Below are 25,568 nucleotides of genomic sequence, written 5' to 3' on the forward strand. Positions count from 1 at the left end.
TATTGAATTATGTATCGTCTGCCGATTTGGAAAATATCAAATTGGAAAAGATTAATGGCTATCTTCATGGCCAGAAGAAGGTGAGAATGGGTTTGATTATGGTTGCCCGTAAGAACGATACCGTAAGAACAAGAATCGAATCGTTCTTATGGGCAAACTTTATTGCCAACAGATAAATACTATTGTCTCTCCATTGTCACCAATGCCTGCGCACAGGCCCACGCTGAACTCCATGCCCATTGGAAGTTATACCCGCCAAGCCAGCCGGTGACATCGACAACTTCACCGATAAAATACAACCCCTTCACTTTATGAGATTCCATTGTCTTCGATGACAGCTCATTCGTGTCTACGCCACCAAGCGTCACCTCTGCGGTGCGATATCCCTCAGTGCCATTTGGTTGTACCTGCCAGCATTGCAGGGTGGTGATCAGTTCTTTTCTCTGTGTGGAATTAAGTTGTTTCAGAGAGAGTTCGGGTAGCTGACCAAGAGATTGCAGGCACTCCACCAGACGTTTTGGCAACAGTTTGGCAAGGGTGTTTTTCAGGCTTTGGTTAGGGTGGGATTCGCGTTCCTGAGTTAAGAAGTCATCCAAATCGATATTCGGGAGTAAGTTAATACTCACATATTCACCGGGCTGCCAATAGCTGGAGATCTGTAAAATAGCGGGGCCGGAAAGTCCGCGATGCGTAAACAGGATATTTTCCCTGAACACCGTTCCGTCTTGTGCGGTAACAACTGAAGGAACCGCAACACCGGAGAGGGTTTGAAGCTGCTCCAGCAATGGCTTGTGTAGGGTAAAAGGCACTAAGGCTGCGCGAGTTGGCAGGATATTAAGACCAAATTGCTCCGCAATGCGATAACCGAAAGGAGAGGCTCCTAAACCGGGCATAGATAATCCGCCGGAAGCCACTACAAGAGAGTGTGCGCTTACTTTTTTCCCTGATGCAGTAATTTCGAACTCCTGCTCATTCTTCTCTATCTGAGTGACTTCACTGCGTAAGCGAATTGTAACCTGACCGGCTTCGCACTCTTTCAACAGCAGGTTAATAATCTGCTGCGCCGAGTCATCACAAAAAAGCTGCCCTAACGTTTTTTCATGGTAGGCAATACCATGACGTTGCACCAAGTCAATAAAATCCCATTGTGTATAGCGAGCAAGTGCTGACTTACAAAAGTGCGGATTGGCTGAAAGGAAGGCTGCGGGTTCGGCATACATATTGGTAAAATTGCAGCGTCCACCTCCTGACATTAAAATCTTGCGGCCTGCTTTTTTACCATTATCCAGCACCAGAACGCGGAGTCCTGACTGCCCGGCCTGTGCTGCACAAAACAAGCCAGCCGCGCCGGCACCAATAATTACTACATCAAATTTTTCCATTCGTTTGCTATCTCTATACTTGCAGAATAACTTTCTTGCCGGATTATTTTTCAGGAAATACACTTCATTGTGGAGGGACTATCTGCGAAATGCAGAGAAAAATAAGTACTTGGTTAAACTTTTATTATGGCGGGCTATTTTTCATCAAAAAAATATAAAAAGATAAAAATACCATAATTTTTTGATTTTTATGAAGAAAGTAAATTATTAGCTGCCGGTTTATTGTCATTAAATCAAAAAAAGGTCATATTTCTCTTTTCCCGCCAGCGTTTGTCACTGATAATGCGCCGCGTTCATGTCCTACTAACTGGCTTAACGTTTATGCTACATCTGTTTACTGGCCTGGATTTTTATACCGGCCTTATGTTAGTACTTGCTCTGTTGTTTGTGCTTTTTTATGAAGCCATCAATGGGTTTCATGATACCGCAAATGCAGTAGCAACTGTTATTTATACCCGCGCTATGCGCTCGCAATTTGCTGTTGTCATGGCAGGGGTTTTTAACTTTTTTGGTGTTCTACTTGGTGGATTAAGTGTCGCTTATGCGATTGTTCATCTATTACCGACAGATCTCCTGCTGAATGTCAGCTCAAGCCATGGTTTGGCGATGGTCTTTTCCATGCTGCTGGCGGCAATTATCTGGAATCTGGGTACATGGTATTTCGGGATCCCTGCATCCAGCTCTCATACGTTGATTGGTTCTATTATCGGGATTGGCCTGACCAATGCGATAGTGACCAGCTCTTCTGTAGTTGATGCGCTGAATATTCCGAAGATGATACAGATTTTTATGTCCTTGATTCTGTCTCCTATGATTGGTTTGGTGATCGCGGGAGCGATGGTCTTTGTACTGCGCCGTTACTGGAGTGGTACTAAAAAACGCCGTCGTATCCACATGACTCCGGCTGAACGTGAAAAGCAGGATGGTAAACGTAAACCACCATTCTGGACACGAACAGCTCTGATCCTTTCTGCTGTTGGTGTGAGTTTTTCTCATGGCGCCAATGACGGCCAGAAAGGGATTGGTCTGATCATGCTGGTACTGATTGGTGTCGCGCCTGCTGGCTTTGTTGTGAATATGAACTCAACAAGCTATGACATTGCTCGTACCCATGATGCGGTTGTTCATTTGCAGCAGTATTATGAACATCATGAACCTGCACTGACCCATGCAATTGAGCTGACTCCGGCTATCTCTCCGGTTGAAGATCAACTGGATATGAATTTCCACTGTGATAATTCACGGGCACTGGATGTACTGAATACCACGGAAACGATGCTGGGAAGTATTCAGAACTATAGTGAGCTGAATCCGGATCAACGTAACAGCATGCGTCGCATGTTGATGTGTATTGCTGATACAGCAAGTGCTGTGGCTAAATTGCCTGAAACCAGCATGGAAGATGCGCGTTTCCTGCATAAGTTACGTAAAGATCTGCTGAATACTGTTGAATATGCACCAATGTGGATAATCATCGCGGTGGCGCTGGCACTGTCTCTGGGCACCATGGTGGGCTGGAAACGAGTTGCTGTCACCATCGGTGAAAAAATCGGTAAAAAAGGCATGACTTATGCTCAGGGGGTTTCCGCTCAGGTTACCGCCGCAGTATCGATTGGGGTTGCTAGTTATACGGGGATGCCGGTATCGACGACACAGGTTCTTTCTTCTGCAGTCGCAGGTACAATGCTGGTTGATGGTGGTGGTGTTCAAAGTAAGACTATCAAAAATATCATGCTGGCGTGGGTACTGACGTTACCTATTTCAATTGCCTTGTCAGGCTGCCTGTATTGGATTGCTCTGCAATTGATCTAAGCTTAAGTGATTAAAAAGGGTTGGCAGCTATCTCAGCAGCTCAACCCTTTTTATTGCCACTTTTTATTTTCAACTCGCTTTCCTTCTCTGTTGTTATCAGACTATTGCGATAACTACCAGACACAGTAAGACAATCCCACATAATACTTTCGTCAATAAAAACTGCTTACGCAGCCTTTCGCAGAAAAAGATGACATCATCATTGTGATGGTTGAGATAGCCTTGTGTGTTAATGTAGCGTACCAGCCGAATTTGTTTACTGAACTGACCATTACCAGTAAAAAAACCATTTCCATCAATAGATTGATATAGCATCGGATCTGCCTGACGAAGAATAAGTAATAAAGCACGTAGTGAAGAAATATAGCGTAATATATTGATAATACAGATAATGCAAATTGCCCAGAAGAATGCAAACATACTGAACATATTCCCCCCTCCTTAGAGTGGCAACGGGATATTGTGAGTTAAGAATTTATCTGAAAAGGTAGCAATGTAAATAGTCACAGTATTAAATTTTAGGCGGAAATGTTTTATTAGAAAAGCCAAATGATATTGAAAAATGGTCTCAGTATCAGAGATAAAATGTTTAATACAGTTATGGTATTGAAAGCAGATATCTTTTCTTTCAAGTGGTTAACTAAATAAAGTAACAAGTTGTGATCACGACGACACTCAAAAGAGTCGTCAAGCAGTTATAGTATAAGTATAAAATCATGGCGTTTAATGCCGCCAATCCATTTTATGGAAGGAGTTCACTTATATGGCTTATAAACATATTCTTGTAGCAGTTGATCTATCTCCAGAAAGCAGGGTCTTGGTGGATAAAGCGGTTTCTTTGGCAAGACCATACAATGCCAAAGTTTCCTTGATCCATGTTGATGTAAATTACTCTGATTTATACACCGGCCTGATAGATGTTAATCTTGGTGATATGCAGGCACGTATCGCAGATGAAACCCGTAACTCCCTGAAAGAGCTGTCAGAGAATTCAAGTTATGAAATTCAGGAAACGCTGAGTGGTAGTGGCGATTTAGGGCAGGTGCTTGTTGATGCCATTAAGCAATATGATATGGATCTCGTTGTCTGTGGCCATCATCAGGATTTTTGGAGCAAGCTGATGTCATCAGCTCGTCAGCTCATTAACACAGTTCATGTAGATATGCTTATCGTCCCGTTACGTGACGAAGATTAATATTCTGCCGAAAACTTATTCTATGGAATCGCCTGCTCATTGCAGGCGATTTTTTTGCCCCTACAAAGGATAAGGTGCTTGAAAAAGCTTTTTATTTAGAAACTATAAAATTTATTTTTAACAAAATTAATAAAAATAGTTATTGAAATTCAATCATAAAATAGTGGTATATTCAGAAAGCAAACCGTAATTACCTCACATTTTCGACAAAAAATAACAAAGAAAATGGGGAGGGCATCACATCTGAATGTATAAAGGAAGCTATAAATGAATGTACCATCATCTTTAGTCTCATTTCTTGAATCTGTTCAGTATCACAACCCACATCAACCAGAATATTTACAGGCAGTCAGGGAAGTACTGACTTCTCTTTGGCCTTTTCTTGAGCGGAATCCGCAATATCGTGAACAGGGGTTATTAGAGCGTTTGGTTGAACCAGAACGAGTCATTCAATTCCGCGTAAGCTGGGTTGATGATCAGGGAAAGGTTCAGGTAAACCGTGCATGGCGGGTACAGTTCAATTCAGCCATCGGGCCATTTAAAGGCGGGATGCGTTTTCACCCTTCCGTTAACCTCTCTATCCTGAAGTTTCTGGGTTTTGAGCAAACGTTAAAAAATGCGCTGACAACATTGCCAATGGGCGGTGGGAAAGGTGGTTCTGATTTCGATCCTAAAGGAAAAAGTCAGGGAGAGATTATGCGGTTCTGTCAGGCATTGATGACGGAGTTGTATCGTCATCTGGGGCCTGATACTGATGTTCCTGCCGGAGATATCGGGGTTGGTGGCCGGGAAGTGGCGTTTATGGCCGGGATGATGAAAAAGTTATCCAACAACACGGCCTGTGTTTTCACGGGTAAAGAGCTCTCTTTCGGCGGCAGTTTGATCCGGCCGGAAGCGACGGGCTATGGTTTGGTTTATTTCATTCATGCGATGCTGAAACGTCATGGTATGGCGCTGGATGGTATGCGGGTATCGGTTTCGGGAGCGGGAAATGTTGCTCAGTATACCATCGAAAAATGTCTGGAACTCGGAGCTAAAGTAGTGACGGTATCCGATTCCGGCGGTACTGTTCTGGATGAAGAAGGGTTCACTCCAGAGAAACTGGCCCATCTGGAAGAGATAAAGAACAAGCGTTATGGGCGTGTTGAGGATTATGCCAAAGAACGGGGGCTGACTTTCCTTAAAGGGCAAAACCCGTGGTCAGTGCCTGTTGATATCGCTCTGCCTTGCGCGACACAGAATGAATTGCATCTGGAAGATGCAAAAACACTGATTCAGAATGGTGTGAAATTGGTTGCAGAAGGCGCCAACATGCCGGCAACTATCGCAGCGACGGATGCTTTCCTTGAAGCCGGTGTTCTGTTTGCGCCGGGCAAAGCCGCCAATGCGGGAGGAGTGGCAACTTCGGGTCTGGAAATGTCGCAGAATGCGATACGCCAGAACTGGAAAGCAGAAAAAGTGGATATCCGCTTACATCACATCATGCTCGATATTCACCAGTCATGCGTAGAATATGGCGGAGAAGGCAAACAGATAAACTATGTACAGGGCGCGAACATAGCGGGTTTTGTGAAAGTTGCTGATGCCATGCTGGCGCAAGGGATTTTATAATTCAGCGAGCTTACCAGTAAACAAGAAATAATTTTTGATGAATAAACCCCATGATGAATGGGGCTTATTTTTCAAGCGTCCAGCGTTACTTGTAGACAATCATTCCATGTTTTTTGATCTTCTGGAAAATCTCCATCAAGCACCTCGAAGAATTTGTATTTATTTACTAAAGCAAGATAAGTGAGTATTACATGATTGCAATATATGGATTCAATTATGCCTAAATCGTCTCTTATTTTTACATCGTCTCTTGGCAGTAGTTCATTAATATTTGGTAGATGCGAATAAGCAAGAGGTAATTTAGTAATAGTGTCATTTACATAATTAAGAACGACATTATCACGAAAATGCTGATCAACATATGTTACAAATTCATTATTTCCTACGTTTGGACTGGCAAATAAGCAAGACCTAAAGTGAGCTGCTTTATCATAAATATCTCTCATGAGATAAGTTCCTAGTACAGCCCCAAGACTATGACCTGATATTGTGCAATAACCATTTGTTCCGATAAATTGTGTGATGGCATCTGCTAGTGGGAGGTTCTGATAATTAACCCCCGTTGTGTTATCAGGAACCATCAGACGCAAAGAATGATACATTGAGTAAAAACCGGCACAAACTTTTTGATCAGGCGTATCAGGCCAAGGGGATATAAGTATTGCATCAATATTCTTTATCCATTCGATATTAGTTTTTGTTCCACGGATAGCAAGGACGTATTCTCCGGGATTCGTTATTCTCTCTACCATATATCCAAAGTTAACTTTTTCTTCCAAAATCATTAATTCTTTTTTATTCGTTTTGGTGTTCATAAAAATATTGAAATCATTACAATAAATATAGCATTTCAGTTTCCAACCATCTTTTTCTATACGTTGGTCTGGAGGCGGTGTAAGGTTATTAGGATATCGATCACACATATCTGATGCGTATAGAATTAGTGCTGCAAAACTGTCGTAGTAATCTGCTGTAAACATAGTCCACTCCCATTATATTGGTTTAATGAAAATTAAAGAGATAATTAAAGTATATTTCTATTTTGATTTTTTTCCTGAAATTAAGAGAATATTTCATTTTTAATTTTATCAATATATTATTATTTGTAATTTAAATTATATGTTTTTTGTTTTTCTAAATATAACTCATTTAATTATGGAGTAAATTAAAATGCAGTCAATATATTAATATGTTAATCAAGTAAAGCTGGTTTTTTGTGATAAATTCATGCTGTATATAAATTAATTTTTAATTTATTAGCTTTGATAGTCAGGAGGAGAAATATTTAGTTATTTTTCAGACATCCATGTCTGAAAAATAGGTGTATTTCATGGTGTAGTCATGTTATCAACAAGGATAAATATCAAACCGATGATTTTTGGTGGTAATGGCGGCGGATGCTTTAATACCGGCCATTGGTTCGGCGTAATCAGGTCGTTTCACTACAACACGGCGCTTTGCCAGCGCACGGGCTGGTTCTAACAGTGCATCAGCATCTTCATCGGCACCCACGAGAGACTGGAATACACGCATTTCTTTTTTGACCAGCGCACTTTTTTGCCGATGCGGATACATCGGATCAAGATAAACCACATCCGGTTGCGGAGTGATATCCGTCAGTGCGGTAATGCTTGAAGCGTGGATCAGTGTCATGCGCTCTTTCAGCCATCCGCCGATTTCTTCATCCTGATAACCGCGCTGTAGTCCGTCATCCAGCAATGCCGCAACGACAGGATTGCGTTCCAGCATTCTGACATGGCAGCCGATTGAAGCCAGAACAAAGGCATCCCGCCCTAATCCTGCCGTGGCATCAACGACTGTGGGTAAATAATCTTTCTTGATACCGACTGCTTTCGCAACGGCTTCACCACGCCCGCCACCAAAGCGGCGGCGATGTGCCATTGTTCCGGTCACGAAATCAACATAAATTCCACCGAGCTTCGGCTCGTCGAGTTTGCGCAGTTCCAGCCGCTCGGGAGTCAGAACCAAGGCCATAACGGAATCTTCATCGTGTACCAGACTCCAGCGTTCAGCCAAATGAGATAAGGCGCTGCTATCAGCGCCCTGTTCGCAAATCAAACAAATTTTCACGCGAGTTTCCACACAAATTATCCCGTGATCCCAGCGCTTTTCAGCATGGCATCCAGTTTGGGTTCGCGGCCACGGAAGCGGACGAATAGCGTCATTGGATCTTCAGAGCCGCCACGGGACAAGATATTGTCGAGGAATGACTGACCGGTTGTACGGTTGAAAATACCTTCTTCGGAGAAACGGGAATAAGAATCTGCTGCCAGTACGTCAGCCCACAAATAGCTATAATAGCCAGCGGCATAACCACCATTAAAAATATGGCTGAAAGAGTTAGGGAAACGGTTCCACTCAGGAGATGGTACAACAGAAACCTGTTCTTTCACGGAGTACAGCGTTGGCAGGATTTGAGCGCCTTTTGCCGGATCATATTCAGCATGCAGGCGGAAATCGAACAGACCAAACTCCAGCTGACGCAGGATAAACATCGCAGACTGATAATTCTTCGCTGCCAGCATGTTATCCAGCATTTCCTGTGGCAGAGGTTCGTTTGTCTCGTAATGGCCGGAGATAAACGCCAGTGCTTCCGGCTCCCAACACCAGTTTTCCATAAACTGACTTGGCTGCTCAACGGCATCCCACGGAACACCGTTAATACCGGCAACATCCAGTGTTTCGATTTCGGTCAGCATATGGTGCAGGCCGTGACCAAATTCATGGAACAGTGTTATCACTTCATCGTGAGTAAACAAAGCAGGTTTGTCACCTACTGGCTTATTGAAATTACAGGTCAGGTAAGCAACGGGTTTCTGCAATTCGCCGGAAGCAAAACGCATTCTGCCGGCACAGTCATCCATCCATGCGCCACCACGTTTATGCTCACGGGCATAGAGATCCAGATAGAAGCTACCGCGCAGTTCCCCTTTTTCATCATACAGCTCGAAGAAACGAACATCAGAATGCCAAGTTTCTACATCGTGTCGCTCTTTGGCGGTGATGCCATAAATGCGGCGAACAACTTCGAACAACCCTTCAACGGCACGTTGTTCAGGGAAATAAGGGCGAAGTTGCTCATCATCAATGGAGAAATGATGTTGTTTCTGCTTTTCGCTGTAGTAGGTCACATCCCAAGCTTCCAGCTTATCAACACCGTAATGTGAACGGGCGAAGCTGGTCAGTTCTTCCAGTTCTTTCTTGCCCTGACCATGTGCACGGTTAGCCAGATCATTCAGGAAGTTGAGTACCTGCTGAGGATCTTTCGCCATTTTTGTGGCAAGGGATTTTTCTGCGTAGCTTGCGAAACCCAGCAATTGAGCGAGTTCATGACGTAATGCCAGCATTTCTGCCATAATTGCATTATTGTCCCATTTTCCGGCATCTGGCCCTTGATCGGATGCACGAGTCGTGTAGGCGTAATACATTTCCTGACGCAGTTCACGGTTATCAGCATACGCCATGACGGGAAGATAGCTTGGCATATTCAGCGTCAGCAACCAGCCTTCCTGCTCTTTTGCTTCTGCGGCAGCTTTGGCCGCGGCTTTGGCACTTTCAGGTAAACCAGCCAGATCGTTTTCGTCGGTGATGAGCTTAGACCAGCCCATGGTGGCATCCAGCACGTTATTGCCGAACTGGGAACCTAGCTCTGACATACGGACGGCAATTTCACCGTAGCGTTTCTGTTTTTCTTCCGGTAAGCCAATGCCGGATAACTCAAAATCACGCAGAGTATCTTCGATAGACTTGCGTTGTGGCTGGGACAGTGAATTAAAAATTTCACTCTCTTTGAGTGACTTATAAGCCTGATATAGCCCTTTATGCTGCCCGAGCCAGGTACTGAATTCGGAGAGCAGAGGCAGGCTTTGTTCATAGGCTTCACGAAGTTCAGGGCTATTTTTGACAGAATTCAGGTGCCCGACGGGTGACCACATACGGGAAAGCTTATCTTGCTCTTCAGAAAGCGGCTGGCACAGGCTATCCCAGGTAAAAGCGGAGTTCTCAGTTAAAATTTTCTCAATGACCTGACGGTAGTTCGCCAGCGTTTCTTTTACGGCAGGAACGACATGTTCAGGTTTAATGTCAGCGAACTTAGGCAATACTGAAGATGTCAGTAACGGGTTAGTCATAATGAGCGCCTTATCTTTGCATGTGGGTATAAGCTGTTATCAGCCTGATATCCCATTATGGGGTATGGGTGATAGATGGGGATAAAATAGCGTGAGTTCAATGCTTGATGTTATGGCTACTGCATTTTTCAGTACCTCAGCAATGGTGGTTGGTTTACGCGGACGTTCTTTGGTGAGTTCATGCAGGGGATGAAATTTACTCATCGCTTCCAATAACATAAGGAACTGCCGTAATGAATCATAAAGAAAGCCAGCAGATGACTGTGCTGGCTCATTGATAAATTTTATATGAAAAATTATCTTTAAAACCTATTTTTTAATAGTGTTATTAACTTATTGAATCTATTAAATAGAAAGTAATTTATCCAATAGCTCTTGTTATTGAGGTTTCCATTTTATGAGGAGGTTAATTTATGAGAAATGAATAGAGGCTTGTTTTTTTTTTACTCTAACAGGATAATATTAGATGATTTTTTTTCATTATTTAAAAAGTATAAAATTATTGTTATAAATGTAATAAGACGCTGTAACCAGCGCCTTATTATAGATTAAACAAATAATTATCCGGTAATGCCCAGTCTTTTTAGTAGTGCATCCAGTTTTGGTTCACGGCCACGGAAACGGATAAACAGCGTCAGAGGGTCTTCTGAACCACCGCGCCCCAGATAATCATCAAGGAATGACTGGCCTGTTGTGCGGTTGAAAATGCCTTCTTCAGTGAAACGTGAATAAGCATCCGCTGCCAGTACATCAGCCCACATATAGCTGTAATAACCTGCGGCATAGCCACCGTTAAAGATATGGCTGAAAGAGTTCGGGAAGCGCTCCCAGTCTGATGACGGAACGACGGAAACGTGTTCTTTCACTGACTCCAGTATTGGCAGGATCTGAGCGCCTTCTTCCGGGTCATATTCAACATGCAAACGGAAATCAAACAGGCCAAATTCCAACTGACGCAGCATCTTCATGGCTGCCTGATAATTCTTCGCTTCCAGCATATTATCCAGCATTTCTTTTGGCAGAGGCGCATTTGTCTCGTAATGACCGGAGATAAACTCCAGCGCTTCTGCTTCCCAGCACCAGTTTTCCATAATCTGGCTCGGGCACTCTACGGTATCCCACGGTACACCGTTAGTGCCGGCAACATCCAGAGTTTCAATTTTCGTCAGCAGTGTTTGCAGACCGTGACCAAATTCGTGGAACAGCGTTGAAACCTCAGAATGTGTAAACAGCGCGGGTTTGCCGCCTACAGGCCCACTGAAGTTACAGTTAATGAAAGCAACGGGTTTCTGTAACTCGCCGGAAGCAAGGCGCATTCTGTCAACATAACTACTTTGCCATGCTCCGCCTTTTTTACCTGCGCGGGCATAGAGATCCATATAGAAGCTACCAAGTAGTTCCCCTTTATCATCATGAAGCTCAAAGAAACGGACATCAGGATGCCAAATTTCTACCTCTTTGGTACAGTCTTTTGCCGTAATGCCATAAATGCGGCGAACAACGTCGAACAACCCTTCAATGGCGCGTTTTTCCGGGAAGTAAGCGCGCAATTGCTCTTCATCAAAAGAGAAATCGTGCTGTTTTTGTTTTTCGCTGTAATACCTCACATCCCAGCTTTCCAACTCATCAACCCAGTAGTGAGATTGGGCAAACTCGCAAAGTTCTTCCATCTCCCTTTCGCCTTGCTCATGGGCGCGGTGAACCAGATCGTTTAAGAAATCGAGCACTTCCTTCGTCGTTTTCGCCATTTTGGTTGCGAGAGAATTCTCAGCGTAGTTTTTAAAGCCTAACAGCAGAGCAAGCTCATGACGCAGCGCGAGAATTTCTTCCATAATCGGGTTATTGTCCCACTTACAGGCATTCACGCCCTGTTCAGAGGCGCGGGTCATATAAGCGGTATAGACTTCTTCACGCAGCTCACAATCATCGGCATAGTTCATCACTGCACTGTAGACTGGCGGATCCAACGTCAGTAACCAGCCTTTTAAGTCTTTCGCTTTAGCGGCAGCTTTGGCGGAACTTTTTATGTTTTCAGGTAAACCTGACAGATCGCAGACATCAGTGACGAGCTTTGTCCATCCCATTGTGGCATCCAGCACATTGTTGCCGAAGCGGGCGCTCAGTTCAGACAAGCGAGCCGTGATTTCACCGTAGCGTTTTTGTTTTTCTTCCGGTAATGCAATGCCGGATAGAGTGAAATCAAGCAGCTTATCTTCGACGGCTTTACGCTGCGGCTGAGACAGTTTGTCAAACTCAGGGCTTTCTTTCAGTGACTTATAAGCCTGATATAACCCTTTGTGTTGACCCATCCATGTCGAGAACTCAGAATTCATCGGTAGGCATTGTTCATAAGCCGCCCGGAATTCCGGTGTATTTTTAACGGAATTGAGATGAGAGACAGGAGACCAGACGCGCTCAAACTGATTCCTTGCCTCAGAGATTGGCTGACATAAATTATCCCAGGTAAATTGACTATTTTCGTTCACGACTTTCTCAATGACCTGACGATATTTAGCCAGCATTTCTTTCACCGCGGGTACAACATGTTCTGCTTTAATAGAAGCAAATTTTGGTAGTCCAGAAAAATCTAATAATGGATTAGTCATAATGAGCACCTTATTAGTATTAATGTAATTGGGTAATACCGATGTCCCAAGGAGTTGTTATTGAAAGACGGGGATAAGATATCGTGAGTTAAATTTAAAAGCCGCATTTTTCTTTGAATAATAAGGCTCTTTTTATATCAGTGATCTGCGAAGTGATGTTATAAGAATAAAAAAGAAAATCAAATGACAGAATAAATTAAATAGGCGTAAAAATAAAAAGCCAGCAAATTTAAATGCTGGCTTAATAAAAATTTAGAATAATAAATCTGATTTTAAATCGGTTTCTCTATTGAGTTATAAAGTGTATCCAATTGGTTAATTCGTTGACGATAACTATTGGTCAGGCAGGATATATCAGCTCCACATTGCTGACGCTGTTTCAGCCATGCCTGCTGGCTGTTATACATCTCTCCTGATACACCCATTGCAAATAACCCACGTAGGAAGTGATACTTCACACTCATTTCCACATCCAAATCGTTCAGCTTCTGGTTGGCACAAATTACCTTTTCATCGAGGGCTTTGGCTTTTGCACAATCAAAACTGGCAGCGAGGCTGAATGGCGACAACAGGCATAATAAGAACAGCATATACCGCATTATTTCTCCTTATCCGGAGGAACGACAGGCCCCGGCCCCATTGGTAACTTGGGTACTTTAGCATCTTCATAATTGAAGAATTGTGGTTTACCGGTTGCATCGAGTTTGCAGGAGAACTGAATATCTTTCCAACCATTATCAGTTCGATACATACCAATCCCGACCAATTCCGAAGAACTCATTAATTTGATGCTATCTGGTGATACATCACCAAGGAAAACTTTATCGGCATCTTTGTGATGTTGTTGAATAATGGGTAAAGCAAAAGGGCGGCAAATAAATTCAGCGATTTTTTTAGCATCTGACCACTTATTGATATCTTTTAGTGCTGATTTATCGATAACTTGTTTATCAATTTGTTGTTGAAGGTAATTTTGCTGAGTCTGAGATAATTGAACTGGCGGAGATTCGGCTTGTATGGCAGAAGAGAAAACCAGACAACTGATACCAATACAAGTTAGATACTTTGCATAACGCATGGCAGGATACTCCGAATAAGAAGCCCGTATAAGTATGGCACAGGTTTTTAAGCTGTGCCATCATTGTCTTTGGCTGGATAGAATTGACTTATTTGAGTGTATTTTATGATTGATGTCATTTTATTTATTCAGGTGTTAGTAAATAATAAAAATGTACAAGCTATTCAGAGCCATGGTTACATATGGTCTAGTCAGGGTTGGTCGATTAATTAACTAATTTGAATGTACCTTATAATTAGTTGCTACTGTCAATGCAGCGATATTGGTATCTTTCACATTATCAACATGGATAATATTAGGGTAAATGTCAGAAGACAGTTTGTCATAGAGTTTGATGGGTAAATATTGATTCGCATAGGTTCCTAATTCTTTGATACTATTAATGTGATATATTCTGGTGGATATCTTGCAGGTTGATGCTGTAAGAGCATTCTGAGTGAGTGTCCAGGAGAGTAAAAAATAAGTTTTATCAGAATAGTTTTCCATTTTATGAATTTGATCTTCAGACATTTTATCAAAATCTTCTGTATTTGAATATTTATCGTATATATTAAGATCATTCAAGTAAAAAAAACCATTTTTATAGCGGGTTCCTAGATTTGCATGAGCGCCTTTTACTATGAATAGAACTGCTGGATGTGTACCATTATTGGTGAACTGGTTGAATGTTATCAGACTAAGATCTTCATCAGTGCAATAGAGATAATCTATATTATCTAACGCAATAAATAATCTATCCCATTCTTCTTTTGTGAATTCACGATAACTATTATTACCAAGATCTGTATTGAGAGAATGAGAAAGTTGTATAATGATTAATTCATTATGTGCTTTATTGAATTGATTTATAGCATCAACAATAGATTGAATGGATTCACCATTTGCACCCTGCCACGTAACCACTAGATGAGAATAGTGCCCTGTCAAAAAGTGACCACCACTGATAACTGGCCTGATATCAAAGTATCGTATACCTAAGTTTAATTGCCCCAGTATATCGTGGGTTTGAGTCAGGGTATTGCAGTCGGTTGCAAATGCCGTTCCTGATGTATATATACTCATACCTGCATCATGAGAACCGGGAATAGAGAGGTTTTTTAGTGAAAGTTTTCCCAAAATCTCTCTATTATCACACATCCAACTTGATGTGTTCATTCCGGTTCCAGTGTATTTATTTTCTGTACCTGTAATGATGAATGTAACTGTAGTATCAGGATTCCATCCTAAAATTAATTCGGAACCTGATAAATTTTCATCCATTATTAAATGCTTAAAATGAGCACTGAGTAAAAACTGGTCTGAATCACGATGGCAACTTGCAATAATTTGAAAACTGCTTTCATTTGAGTCAAGTAAATGGTACTCGACAACCCCCCTATCAAGTGTAGTATCGTCAAAAAACCAATTTTTTCTTTGTATATATATTTCGATCCCTTTATTTGCACTAATTATTTCAGGGAAATGCCAGACAGTCATTTGATATTGTTCTGATTTTATGAGTTTTAAATCTGTATTGGTTCCATTTATAATGGATAATGTTGTGTGGTTTTCCATGACATACCCCTGAATATAGTCTGATGAATTTCCCTTTCTCTCTTAATTATTTTTATAATAAATTATTTGGTTATCACCAACGTATTTACAGACGAATCATGACTGACATACCCATTATAACAATTTGACTTGTTATCATCACAAATAAAATTAACGGGAATCTGGCAGTTTGTCCCTGGTGTTGGATGAAAATAAGTTCTCCATCCATCTTCCATATCGATATAGTCTGTTAGCAATTTCACATTACAATATTTTTTCTCACCGTTTGGTGAATCATATTCAATATTCCATGTCACCCATTTAGCTGATGCATTGCAATTATGAAATATATTATCATCATCTTCTAAATTGAAGTATTTCTCCTCATTAGGAGATAAAGTAAACTCCTCTTCTGGCCCGGCACCGTACATACATCCATATTGATCACGTTTAATTTTCACTACAGCAGTCTGACTGGCATTTAACATGTATATGTCATAATATGCAGAAAATACAGATGGTTCACTAGTGTGTTTTTTATTTTCTGACTTAGGCAAAGATTGTGCTGTATTGTTTTGAGCTAAAGAAAAGTTAGAAAACAATAATAAAATCAAAGTCAGGGCATATATAATTTTTATTTTAAATGATTTCATGTTTATTTCCTCTTTGTTTTGTGTGCTGATTTTAAAATCATCCCTTCGGGAATAGGGATAACACAATGACAAGAAACCTCAGTCAACAACACTGTGATTTTTAAATGGATAATTTTATTTTTAATTATAGCAGGAATTAATAAAGGTAAAGTTTGATTTCAACTTTTATTTTTACTGGTGGGCTATGATAAATTATTTATTAATTTTATTTTCTTTCTATATCACACCTCACTGAATAAAAGTGAGGTGTGATATTTTAAGTAGCATATAAACAATATATTATGAATTATAAAAACACATAAATAATATTGTTATGTTGAAATTAAATAAACAGATTCATAAGGTTTAATCTTAATTTCTTTTTCTACAGTTACAGGGGATGGATAATTATTGATTAATACCTGCCACTCTTTTTGTGTCAGTTCAGGCTCTGGTGACCAACGCTGTGTCTCATCACTCAGATTGGCAATAACCAATAAAGTCTGATCCTGCCAACGGCGCAGATAGCACCACAGAGAAGGGTGGTCAGGCAAAAGATCCAAATAATCACCATAAGTCAGTATGGGCTGTGTTTTTCTTAACTGAATTAAATCCTTATAGCAGTAGAATACAGAATCGTTGTCCTGTAATACGGATTCTGCATTGATTTCACGATAATTATCGCTGGTCGCTATCCATGGAGAACCAGAGGTAAACCCAGCATTGTCAGAGTTATCCCACTGCATTGGTGTCCGGCTATTATCACGGGATTTTTGCGCCAGAATTGTCAGTATTTCTTCTGGAGACATACCTTGTTCAATGCGTTCCTGATACATATTCAGGCTTTCAATATCCCGATATTCTTCAATGCGTTTAAAGTGAGGATTGGTCATACCAAGCTCTTCACCTTGATAGATATAAGGTGTTCCCTGCATTCCGTGCAGCACCATAGCTAACATTTTGGCGGATGCTTTATGGTGCTGGTTTTCATCCCCGAATCGGGACACAATACGGGGCTGATCGTGATTACACCAGAAAAGAGCATTCCATGCCTTCTGATGCATCCCTTGCTGCCAGACTGAGAAGATCTTTTTCAGTTCAATATAATCAGGTTTCGTATGTGTCCATTTTTCCCCATTCGGGTAATCAACTTTCAGGTGATGAAAATTGAAAGTCATGGAAAGTGCATTCCCACTCAACGCACTATAACGGACACAGTGTTCAAGGCTCGTGGAAGACATTTCACCGACGGTCATTAACGCTTTAGGCTGGAAAACATCACGGCTCATTTCCTGCAAAAACTCGTGTATACGTGGGCCATCGGTATAAAAACGGCGTCCATCACCACGATCATCATCAGGGTAATCCTGCTGTTTTGAGACAAGATTAATGACATCCAGCCTCAGCCCATCAACACCCCGGTCAGCCCAGAATTCACAGACTTTTTTCAGCTCAGCGCGAACGGGTTCATGTTCCCAGTTCAGATCAGCCTGTTCGACGGCGAATAAGTGGAGGTAATATTGCTGGCTTGCTGCGTGCCATTGCCATGCGTTACCACCAAATTTTGATTTCCAGTTATTGGGGGGATTATCCTGCCCACCGCCCTCTTTCCAGATGTAGAACTGACGGTAAGGATTATTCGCGTCCTGCGCGGCTTTAAACCACGGATGTTCCGTTGAAGTATGGTTGAAAACCATATCTAAAATGATGCGAATACCACGGCGATGGGCATTCTCCACCAAATTATCAAAATCTTCCATCGTGCCATATTCAGGATTAATTGCGCAGTAATCGGCAACATCATAACCATTATCCACCTGTGGAGATGGATAAATCGGGGTGATCCAGATAGCACCTACTCCGAGGTGCTGTAAATAATCCAGACGTTGAGTGATCCCGTTAATATCACCAGTACCATTTCCTGTACTATCCTGAAAACTCTTTGGATAAATCTGGTAGATAGCGCTGTCTAACCACCACGGTTGTTGTTCAGTCATAACAATACCTTATAAAACTATATCCTATTAACCCGCAGCTTCACTCTTGATCAATTTTTCTTTGCGTTCGTTCCTGCGATACAGCAGCACAGTCAGTACCATTGGTACAATAATCACAATCAGCATAGCGAGAAGGTAAATCATCCAGAATTGAGGTTTGATGGACAGAATACCCGGTATACCTCCCACTCCGATCCCATTGGAAGTCACGTGGTTTAGCCCACATAACAAACCCGCCAGACTCGTTCCAATCATTGCGCAGAACATCGGGTAACGGTATTTCAGGTTAATACCATACATGGCCGGTTCAGTCACACCGAGGTAGGCTGAAATTGCCGCAGGAACGGAAAGCTCCCGCTCATTTTGTTTTTTACTGGCCCAGATAATGCCGATAACTGCGGAACCCTGAGCAATATTAGACAGAGCAATAATCGGCCAGATAGGCGTTCCGCCCGTGCTTTGGATCATTTGCAGGTCAATCGCCAGCGTCGTCTGATGTACACCGGTAATCACCAGCGGAGCATAGAAGAAGCCAAATAAGGCAGCACCGATTGGAGCAAAACTTCCGGTCATCAAGCCCTTGACACACCAGGCTACACCATCACCGATTGAACGCCCGATCGGGCCGATAATCGCATGAGCAAGGAAAACAGCCAGCAGCAGGGAAACAACCGGAACAACCACCAGATAAAGGTAATCCGGCACCAGTTTCTTCAGACGTATTTCAATCCAGCCTAATGCTAATCCTGCCATCAGAGAAGGGATAACCTGTGCCTGATAACCGACTTTGGAGATGGTAAACCAACCGAAATTCCAGACTTCCGGGATTTGTTGCCCAAGTTGGTAGGCATTCATTAATTGTGGGGAGACTAACGTGATCCCCAGAATAATCCCCAGAATGGGGGTTCCACCCATTTTTTTAACGGCAGACCAGCAGATCCCGACAGGGAGATAGAAAAATATGGCTTCGCCGATAAGCCAGAGGAAATCATAAATGGTTTGCCAGATTGGGTAGATATCGGAGAGCGGTTTTCCGTCACTAAATGGGATGCCCCCGATCAGGTTTCGCAGACCTAATATCAGACCGCCGCTGATAAGGGCGGGCAATAATGGAAAGAAGATCTCAGCAAAATGTGAAATTGCATTTTCATACCATTTCATATTTTGTCGTGCAGCCTGCTTAACTTCTTCTTTGTTTGCTGACTGCTTTCCGGTTGCGGCAAGCAGGGCTTTATAATAAATATCGACATTTGTTCCTATGACGACCTGAAATTGCCCGGCGTTAGTGAAACAGCCTTTCACCATGGGTAACTCTTCAATGGCCTTAGCATCAGCGTTTTCCGGGGTATTAAGAACAAATCTGAGTCTGGTGATACAGTGGGTTACGGAGGCAATATTCTCCTGCCCTCCGACTAATCTAATAAGATTATCAACATCCTTTTGATTTATTGATTTTTTCTTCATGCCTTTTCTCCTTTCTATGGCAGGAGTAGTGAATAACGGAAATTGGTACTAATAGAATGATTACTTTTATGATGAGATAATTCATAGAGTGAAGTAATAACTAGCCCATCCTAGTCAGATTTCAGAATTTTGAATATGAAAATATACGTTGTTTGAGTTTTGGATCACATTTTATTCTACTAAATTGAAAATATAATAATTTTCATATTACTTTAATTTATTGTTTCAGTAACTTTAATTTACTCGGAAATTAATGTATTTGATTTATAGGTTTTATTATTGTTATATGTATTTTTTATTAATTATCAAATGAAACTTAATCTTCTTGATTTTGCTGGTATGAAAACCCGTTTCACTGGAAAGCATATAAGTTAAACGGGCTGTTGGTTATTTATTTCGGTATTGTTTATGGATCCATCCTATCATAAGGTATTATAAAAAAAGGTTCGCACTCTTTAGTGTTACATCCTAGGTAAATAATTTTTTCATCATTGGTAAACGTGGTTATGCCACCACCATTGATATGGAAATCCCATAATTCCAGAACAAATATTTTATGATAAACAATGAGTTCTTATAATATTCATTACCTCTTCATTTTCTTCAATAAATGAAAATGAACCACTATGTTCCAGAAATTGTAATGAAATGTTCTCATGAGAAAAATCAAGCTGTAATAATGGATAGAGAGCTCTATCGAATCGACCAGCTATTACTCGTGTAGGCATGGATATTTCTTTCAATCTAGGGCGAAAATCAGGAATCATTAAAATTTGACCACCAATATTAAAATCTACATCTTCCCCACAAAAGATTGGATATAATTCAATATTTCTAGCTCCAGGCTCCGTCGCTATTTTTTCGGAATTCTTAGGGTCGAAGAATCGGACTAATGTAGCACCTCTTGCAAAGAGAGATTGCATTTCTGGTGAAGTTGAAGCATATCCATTTCGACGAAGTTGGGATATTTCACTCCATACGTCTGGTAATTGGTTTTCAATGATTTTATTTATGTTTTCGTGATTCTTCTGCCACATGTAAGGGCTATGCAAGCTATTACATAATAACAAGGATTTTATTAATTCTGGATAATCCAAAGCAAGTTTTAAACTTATTAAACCACCATATGAGAAACCAAAAACATGTGCTCCATCTGGACATAATTTGTTAATTACACATGCAACATCAAGTATATCCTCTTCAAAAGTTATTTCGGAAAGAGATTCTGGTTGATCAGATTTTCCTCTTCCGAAAAGATCTAAGTATATAACACGAAATTCAGTATGTAGTATATCAAAGTGAGGATGAAATATTACATGTGAACCGGCAGGCCCAAGTCCTGATAGAAGAATGAGAGGTTCTCCACTGCCTGCTTCTTCAATCCAAAGTCTTTTTCCTCTAATATTATGGAATGTGCCTGGGGCATGCTGAAAACATATTGTGTTTGTCATATTATCTCCGAGTTTGTTACGAAAACATCCAATTCTATTTGTCGAATTTTTTACATTTTTACGATAGATGGATACATTGAATGTAAAAATAATAGTCATGTTTTTGAGTGAATTATATTTTAGAGTGTAAGATGTTACGTAATTCAGAAACTAGATTAGGTACAGGATCATTGAAATGTTTATATTCATCAGTCGATTTGTAATATCAATATTTGTACTCATTGTTTTTTGGCCTCTCTCATTAATAATTCTCGCTTGCGCTCAATTCCCCAACGATATCCAGATAAACTTCCATCATTTCTGACTACCCTATGACATGGAATCGCAACTGCCAGCATATTGGCGGCACATGCATTAGCTACAGCACGTATGGCTTTTGGTGAACCAATACGTTTGGCAATTTCAGCGTAACTGATAGTGGTTCCTACCGGAATTTCTCGTAAAGCCAGCCAAACTCGTTGCTGAAAAGCCGTACCGCGAATATCCAATGGTAGTTTTAGCTCAACTTCCGGAGTCTCAATAAACCCGACAACTTGCGCGATAATTTGCTCAAACTGGGGATCTCCGCCAATAAATTCTGCCTGGGGGAATTTGTCTTGCACCTCCTGTAAAAGTTTATTGGGATCATTTCCCAGTAAAATAGCACAAATACCCTTTTTACTTTGTGCAACTAAAATATGACCTAATGAACAAATACCCAAAGCAAAGTAAATTTGCACCCCCTTTCCACCGGCGCGCCAAATTTTCGGTGTCATACCTAATAAATCGGATGAAATTTCATAGAACCTGCTGCTGGAATTGAAACCTGCATCTAAAATAGCTTCAGTAACACTATGGTTTTGTTCTAAATTATCCCTCAAACGCTGACTACGGTAAGCATCAGCATAGGCTTTTGGCGTCAGACCTATTTTTGCCTTGAATAATCGATGAAAGTAAAATGGACTCATTCCTATGTGATTAGCGATATTTTCTAGGGTAAGATGCCCTTCATTTTGTTCTATGTAACGGCAGGCTTGCGCTATTTTAGCAAGGTTACTTGCTTCCTGTTCAGGCTGATTTCCTGGTAAACGCTTACTTGGACGATAACCATGCTGTTTAGCATCACTTTCATTGTCAAAAAAGATCACATTTTCCCGTTTTGGCAGGCGGGCAGTACTGGAAGGTAAACAATATATTCCTGTAGTACGCACTGCATATACAAAATAATTATCAGCATTCTTATCTCGTTCAACAATGGCTTGCCAACGTTTGTCATTAGTTTTCCATAAATTTTTTTTACTCATATATCACCTATCATGGTTGGCTGATGAGCACCTTAATATTAATAGATTGGTGGATAATGGCAGAAAAATCCTCCTGTCTCTTGCTTTTTTAATTTTTTAAAGAATATATATTAGGGTCACATAGATACTACTCCCTTTTATCAAATAAAAGAGCATCCGATATTCCCTACCGGACGACAGATATTATTAACGCGTAACAAGATTAATAAATATTTGTGCTCCAATCAGAAGGCAGTCATCGTCAATAAAATAAGGATTGGAATGCGGGAAGTTGTCTATTCCTTTTTCTTTATTTCCGCTACCGAGGAAAAACATGGCACCTGTGCGATCTTTGGTGGCGTTAATCATGTAACTGAAATCCTCACTACCTGTTGCTGGGCGGATGTTAGCGAATATATTTTCTGATGGCAGAAATCTGCCGGCCGCTTCGATGATACGCTGGTAAGCGTAAGGATGGTTTTCCACTGCCGGGTAAGTTGCGTAGCTTACTGTGGTTCTGAAACCGCCCGCTTCGCTGCGGGCAATCATTTCCTGAATACCATTTTTGAGGATTTGGTCAGTTTCCTTATCCATCGTCCGAATGGTTCCTTGTGCCTGGGCATGGTCGGCGATGGCATTGGGAATGGTTCCGCCGTTAATCATGCCGCAAGTGAGTACCGCCGGGCTGAATGGATCTGTCTTTTTCGCGACAATATAGTCCATATAATCAATAATGCGACACATCTCGCGAATGGCATCCAGCCCTTTTTGTGGTGTTGAGCCGTGGGCCGAAACACCGTAGACATCCAGAGTCCATGTCGTCCCCCATGAGGTGAGGGTGCCGCTTGTCAGGGCGATAGTACCTGTATCCTCAGCACCATCGTTATGCAGGGCATAGACTTCACTGACCCCGTCCATGCACCCCAGCTCAACCAGTTTATCTGCGCCCGGAATACGCATATCTTCCTCTGCCATCTGGAAGATAAAGCGCACGTTGGCGTTCATCTCATGCTGATGCTGTGACAGGTAATTGGCGGCAGTCAGGGCAACTGTCATATGAGTGTCATGACCACAGTTATGCGCACAGCCTTCATGAACAGAGCTGTGGTCATTATTGGTCAGATCGGGCATGGCGAGTGCATCCATATCGGCACGAAATGCAATCAGAGGTTTGGCTGGCTCAATAATTAAGTCGGCAGTAAAACCGGTATAATCCGGATAGTTTTTGATGGTGTAACCAAAGCCTCTCATTAAATCAAGGCAATATTTTGCCGTTTTAAACTCACGACCGGATAGTTCAGGAATTTTATGGAGATCCTGACGCGTCTTTTTGCTGAATTGTTCTAATGAAAATAGCGTGTCGCTGACATGATATTTGTTCATTGTCTAACCCCTTTACGCTGAATTTATTTGAATCATGAAAGAAGTATCGAAAAAAGGTAATAAATAGAAACTATCATGAAAAACATGCTCACTTGCCATAATATTTTTTCTCGGTTTCTTTTTCTTATCGTCAGATCTAGGGGGGGTTGTCGTATGTGATGGATGAGACACGACATTTTAGGATATAGAGCGGGAACAACAGTGCATCAACACGATCACTGATTGTAAGAGAGATCGTATTGATCCAGATGGGGGCAATAAAGGATCTTTAATGCTGAGAGCATAACCGATCCTGAACTTATAAAAGATCGGCTTCCCGTAATGGGTCAAAATACCATTCAGTCTATGCTGTTGGTTTGATGTCCATAATAGTTTCAATCGCGCCGCTGCTTAAGAGACGCTGTTTATTAGGAACCGCCTCAATCAAATGGTTGACTGGCAAAACTCGGATACCTGAGCCTAAAAAGACCGGCACCGTGGTAATAAACAGTTGTTGTAATTCTCCGGCATCGGCAAAGAATGCTGCCGTTTCTCCACCACCAATAATCCATACGTCTTTATCCTTAGCGGCAGCCCGAGCTTTGGCGGCAATTTCACTGGCAGGATCATGAGTGACAACGGCATTAATTTCTGCCGGAACGGGTAAATTTCTGGAGGAGAGAATAAAAGAAGGGATATTCGGATATGGCCAGTGACCAGCCGTATTCTTCATAATCCATTCATAAGTTCCGGCCCCTATAATGGCTGCTCCGATACCCTGATAAAAGGTTTCATAAGGTGTGGCATCATCGCTGAGAGCAAATGTTTCCAGCCAGCCTAACTCATGATTCTCTGTAGCGATATAACCATCCATTGTTGCAGCAACATAATAAATGAGCTTTGACATATCTTTCCTCATTTTACTTTTTAGGATTTATGAATATTTGGAAAACCCAGTTGGTGTTGAGATAATTTTTTTTGTTACATTATTAATAACTCTATCAGGGGAATCGAAAATGGATTAGCTTTTTAAAGTAATATTTTAGAACAGCATGTTTAAAATTGATGTTGGTCACATAAAGTTTTGAAATAAAGAGTTTGTCTATAATTTTTTATGTATTCACTGTCACAACTACTACAAATTTCAAATAAAGCAGGATGAATAAATTGATTTGTAAACATGCAGAATGGTTACTTTAATCATCCGGTTTTTATCGATAATATATTTATTAATCAATTACATTTAATTCGCTTTAAGGATGAATAATGGCTATTGGATACTTCTTAGTTGTCGGGGATAAGACAACATGTGGTGGTGCAATTTTAACGGGCAGTAGTACCGTCACTTTTTACGGTAAACCGTCTGCTCTTGAAGGTTCAGAGGTCAGTTGTGGCAGATTTGCCGGTAAATACCGGATTATCGGCGGTGTCAGTGGTTTTATCAATTATCAGCAAAGAATGGCAGGAACGCTGGATAGCCAGAGTAGTTGCCCTTGTCAGGCTGGCTTGATTCAGTCTATTCCTGATTCCTATGCTAAATAATGACGGTTTGTAACTAATTATGCCATTGCAAATATCTTCAATGGCATTTAAGAGATGAAATAAATAATTTATGTTATTGATAATTAGTTTTTAAAATATAAAAGATATGATCAAAAATAAGAGGTGTCTTATTGGATTGTTGTTTAATTTGTTTATAGGATTACTCTTATTGAATAAGATAGGGCAGAAAATGGATTTAACCAAAATAGAAAGGATAACAAATTATGTCTAGATTTATTGTTACACGGAATAACGGAAAAGCGCTTCTCGGAACTGAGTTTCATCTAACTCCGGGTAATACACTGACATTAAAGATTGATGGCTTAAACCTCAATACCAGAAAGCACCTTAAGTTTCTGTCAGAGAATGGTTTGGTAACTAACCTGAATTCTGGATAAGAAATTGACGAGAGGCCTGTTTCAGGAGCAAAGTTTTGGTGAAAGCCTAAAACTACTCCGGGGAGGAACAGGCCATGGACAAGTTAGTTGAA

At 41.2% G+C, this 25,568-nt stretch carries 22 protein-coding genes; 5 read left to right on the forward strand and 17 right to left on the reverse strand.

Annotation, left to right across the window (positions count from 1 at the left end):
* Positions 1-179: 179 nt before the first annotated feature.
* A complete protein-coding gene (locus tag AAC855_RS17410; RefSeq protein ID WP_340611273.1) occupies positions 180-1,382 on the reverse strand; it encodes a BaiN/RdsA family NAD(P)/FAD-dependent oxidoreductase in 1,203 nt (400 codons plus the stop codon).
* A gap of 321 nt (positions 1,383-1,703) precedes the next feature.
* Here AAC855_RS17410 and pitA point away from each other — a divergent pair, with 321 nt between their 5' ends.
* Positions 1,704-3,194, forward strand: coding sequence for an inorganic phosphate transporter PitA (gene pitA / locus AAC855_RS17415; protein ID WP_340611274.1), 1,491 nt, complete (start codon positions 1,704-1,706; stop codon positions 3,192-3,194).
* 96 nt (positions 3,195-3,290) lie between these two features.
* On the opposite strand, the gene uspB is transcribed toward pitA, so the two are convergent.
* Positions 3,291-3,623 (reverse strand): universal stress protein UspB, encoded by a 333-nt coding sequence (gene uspB, locus AAC855_RS17420; RefSeq protein ID WP_340611275.1) that lies wholly within the window; start codon positions 3,621-3,623, stop codon positions 3,291-3,293.
* Between the two features lie 334 nt (positions 3,624-3,957).
* Between uspB and uspA the strand changes: the two genes are divergently transcribed.
* Positions 3,958-4,389: a universal stress protein UspA gene (gene uspA / locus AAC855_RS17425; protein WP_099120419.1), complete on the forward strand. Its 432-nt coding sequence runs from the start codon at positions 3,958-3,960 to the stop codon at positions 4,387-4,389.
* A gap of 267 nt (positions 4,390-4,656) precedes the next feature.
* Positions 4,657-6,000 (forward strand): NADP-specific glutamate dehydrogenase, encoded by a 1,344-nt coding sequence (gdhA, locus tag AAC855_RS17430; RefSeq protein WP_340611276.1) that lies wholly within the window; start codon positions 4,657-4,659, stop codon positions 5,998-6,000.
* 71 nt (positions 6,001-6,071) lie between these two features.
* Here the strand turns inward: gdhA and AAC855_RS17435 are convergent, their stop codons facing one another.
* The 15 genes from AAC855_RS17435 to AAC855_RS17505 form a co-directional block, all read right to left on the reverse strand.
* Positions 6,072-6,980, reverse strand: a complete 909-nt coding sequence (locus tag AAC855_RS17435) for a lipase family protein (protein ID WP_340611278.1) — start codon at positions 6,978-6,980, stop codon at positions 6,072-6,074.
* Between the two features lie 367 nt (positions 6,981-7,347).
* Positions 7,348-8,091, reverse strand: a complete 744-nt coding sequence (gene rsmJ / locus AAC855_RS17440) for a 16S rRNA (guanine(1516)-N(2))-methyltransferase RsmJ (protein ID WP_340611280.1) — start codon at positions 8,089-8,091, stop codon at positions 7,348-7,350.
* 17 nt (positions 8,092-8,108) lie between these two features.
* Positions 8,109-10,151, reverse strand: a complete 2,043-nt coding sequence (prlC, locus tag AAC855_RS17445) for an oligopeptidase A (protein ID WP_340611282.1) — start codon at positions 10,149-10,151, stop codon at positions 8,109-8,111.
* Between the two features lie 39 nt (positions 10,152-10,190).
* A complete protein-coding gene (locus AAC855_RS17450; RefSeq protein ID WP_340611284.1) occupies positions 10,191-10,355 on the reverse strand; it encodes a hypothetical protein in 165 nt (54 codons plus the stop codon).
* 356 nt (positions 10,356-10,711) lie between these two features.
* Positions 10,712-12,757, reverse strand: coding sequence for an oligopeptidase A (gene prlC, locus AAC855_RS17455; protein ID WP_340611285.1), 2,046 nt, complete (start codon positions 12,755-12,757; stop codon positions 10,712-10,714).
* Positions 12,758-13,029: 272 nt separating this feature from the next.
* Entirely contained in the window at positions 13,030-13,356 is a 327-nt protein-coding gene (locus AAC855_RS17460; RefSeq protein WP_340611287.1) for a lysozyme inhibitor LprI family protein, read from the reverse strand.
* On the reverse strand, positions 13,356-13,835 hold the full coding sequence (locus AAC855_RS17465; protein ID WP_340611288.1) for a hypothetical protein: 480 nt from the start codon (positions 13,833-13,835) through the stop codon (positions 13,356-13,358). The genes AAC855_RS17460 and AAC855_RS17465 overlap by 1 nt, the downstream gene beginning before the upstream one ends.
* A 213-nt stretch (positions 13,836-14,048) precedes the next feature.
* Complete coding sequence (locus AAC855_RS17470) at positions 14,049-15,389, reverse strand: PI-PLC domain-containing protein (RefSeq protein WP_340611290.1); 1,341 nt, start codon at positions 15,387-15,389, stop codon at positions 14,049-14,051.
* A 62-nt stretch (positions 15,390-15,451) separates the two neighbouring features.
* Positions 15,452-16,021 carry a hypothetical protein gene (locus AAC855_RS17475; RefSeq protein ID WP_340611291.1) on the reverse strand — a complete coding sequence of 190 codons (570 nt, stop codon included), beginning with the start codon at positions 16,019-16,021 and terminating at the stop codon, positions 15,452-15,454.
* A 311-nt stretch (positions 16,022-16,332) separates the two neighbouring features.
* Entirely contained in the window at positions 16,333-17,997 is a 1,665-nt protein-coding gene (treC, locus tag AAC855_RS17480) for an alpha,alpha-phosphotrehalase (protein WP_340611292.1), read from the reverse strand.
* Positions 17,998-18,024: 27 nt separating this feature from the next.
* Positions 18,025-19,461 carry a PTS trehalose transporter subunit IIBC gene (gene treB / locus AAC855_RS17485; RefSeq protein WP_340611293.1) on the reverse strand — a complete coding sequence of 479 codons (1,437 nt, stop codon included), beginning with the start codon at positions 19,459-19,461 and terminating at the stop codon, positions 18,025-18,027.
* Positions 19,462-20,015: 554 nt separating this feature from the next.
* Positions 20,016-20,912 carry an alpha/beta fold hydrolase gene (locus AAC855_RS17490; RefSeq protein ID WP_340611295.1) on the reverse strand — a complete coding sequence of 299 codons (897 nt, stop codon included), beginning with the start codon at positions 20,910-20,912 and terminating at the stop codon, positions 20,016-20,018.
* A gap of 218 nt (positions 20,913-21,130) precedes the next feature.
* Positions 21,131-22,195: a bifunctional DNA-binding transcriptional regulator/O6-methylguanine-DNA methyltransferase Ada gene (ada, locus tag AAC855_RS17495; RefSeq protein ID WP_340611297.1), complete on the reverse strand. Its 1,065-nt coding sequence runs from the start codon at positions 22,193-22,195 to the stop codon at positions 21,131-21,133.
* A gap of 186 nt (positions 22,196-22,381) precedes the next feature.
* Complete coding sequence (locus AAC855_RS17500) at positions 22,382-23,557, reverse strand: M20 metallopeptidase family protein (RefSeq protein WP_340611299.1); 1,176 nt, start codon at positions 23,555-23,557, stop codon at positions 22,382-22,384.
* A gap of 343 nt (positions 23,558-23,900) precedes the next feature.
* Positions 23,901-24,443: a dihydrofolate reductase family protein gene (locus AAC855_RS17505; protein WP_340611301.1), complete on the reverse strand. Its 543-nt coding sequence runs from the start codon at positions 24,441-24,443 to the stop codon at positions 23,901-23,903.
* A gap of 359 nt (positions 24,444-24,802) precedes the next feature.
* On the opposite strand from AAC855_RS17505, the gene AAC855_RS17510 reads away from it, so the two are divergent.
* Both AAC855_RS17510 and AAC855_RS17515 read left to right on the forward strand, forming a co-directional pair.
* Entirely contained in the window at positions 24,803-25,078 is a 276-nt protein-coding gene (locus tag AAC855_RS17510; RefSeq protein ID WP_099109568.1) for a PAAR domain-containing protein, read from the forward strand.
* Positions 25,079-25,302: 224 nt separating this feature from the next.
* Positions 25,303-25,476, forward strand: a complete 174-nt coding sequence (locus AAC855_RS17515) for a hypothetical protein (RefSeq protein WP_340611303.1) — start codon at positions 25,303-25,305, stop codon at positions 25,474-25,476.
* Positions 25,477-25,568: the final 92 nt, after the last annotated feature.

The organism is Xenorhabdus bharatensis (genome assembly GCF_037996705.1).
Lineage (GTDB): Bacteria > Pseudomonadota > Gammaproteobacteria > Enterobacterales > Enterobacteriaceae > Xenorhabdus > Xenorhabdus bharatensis.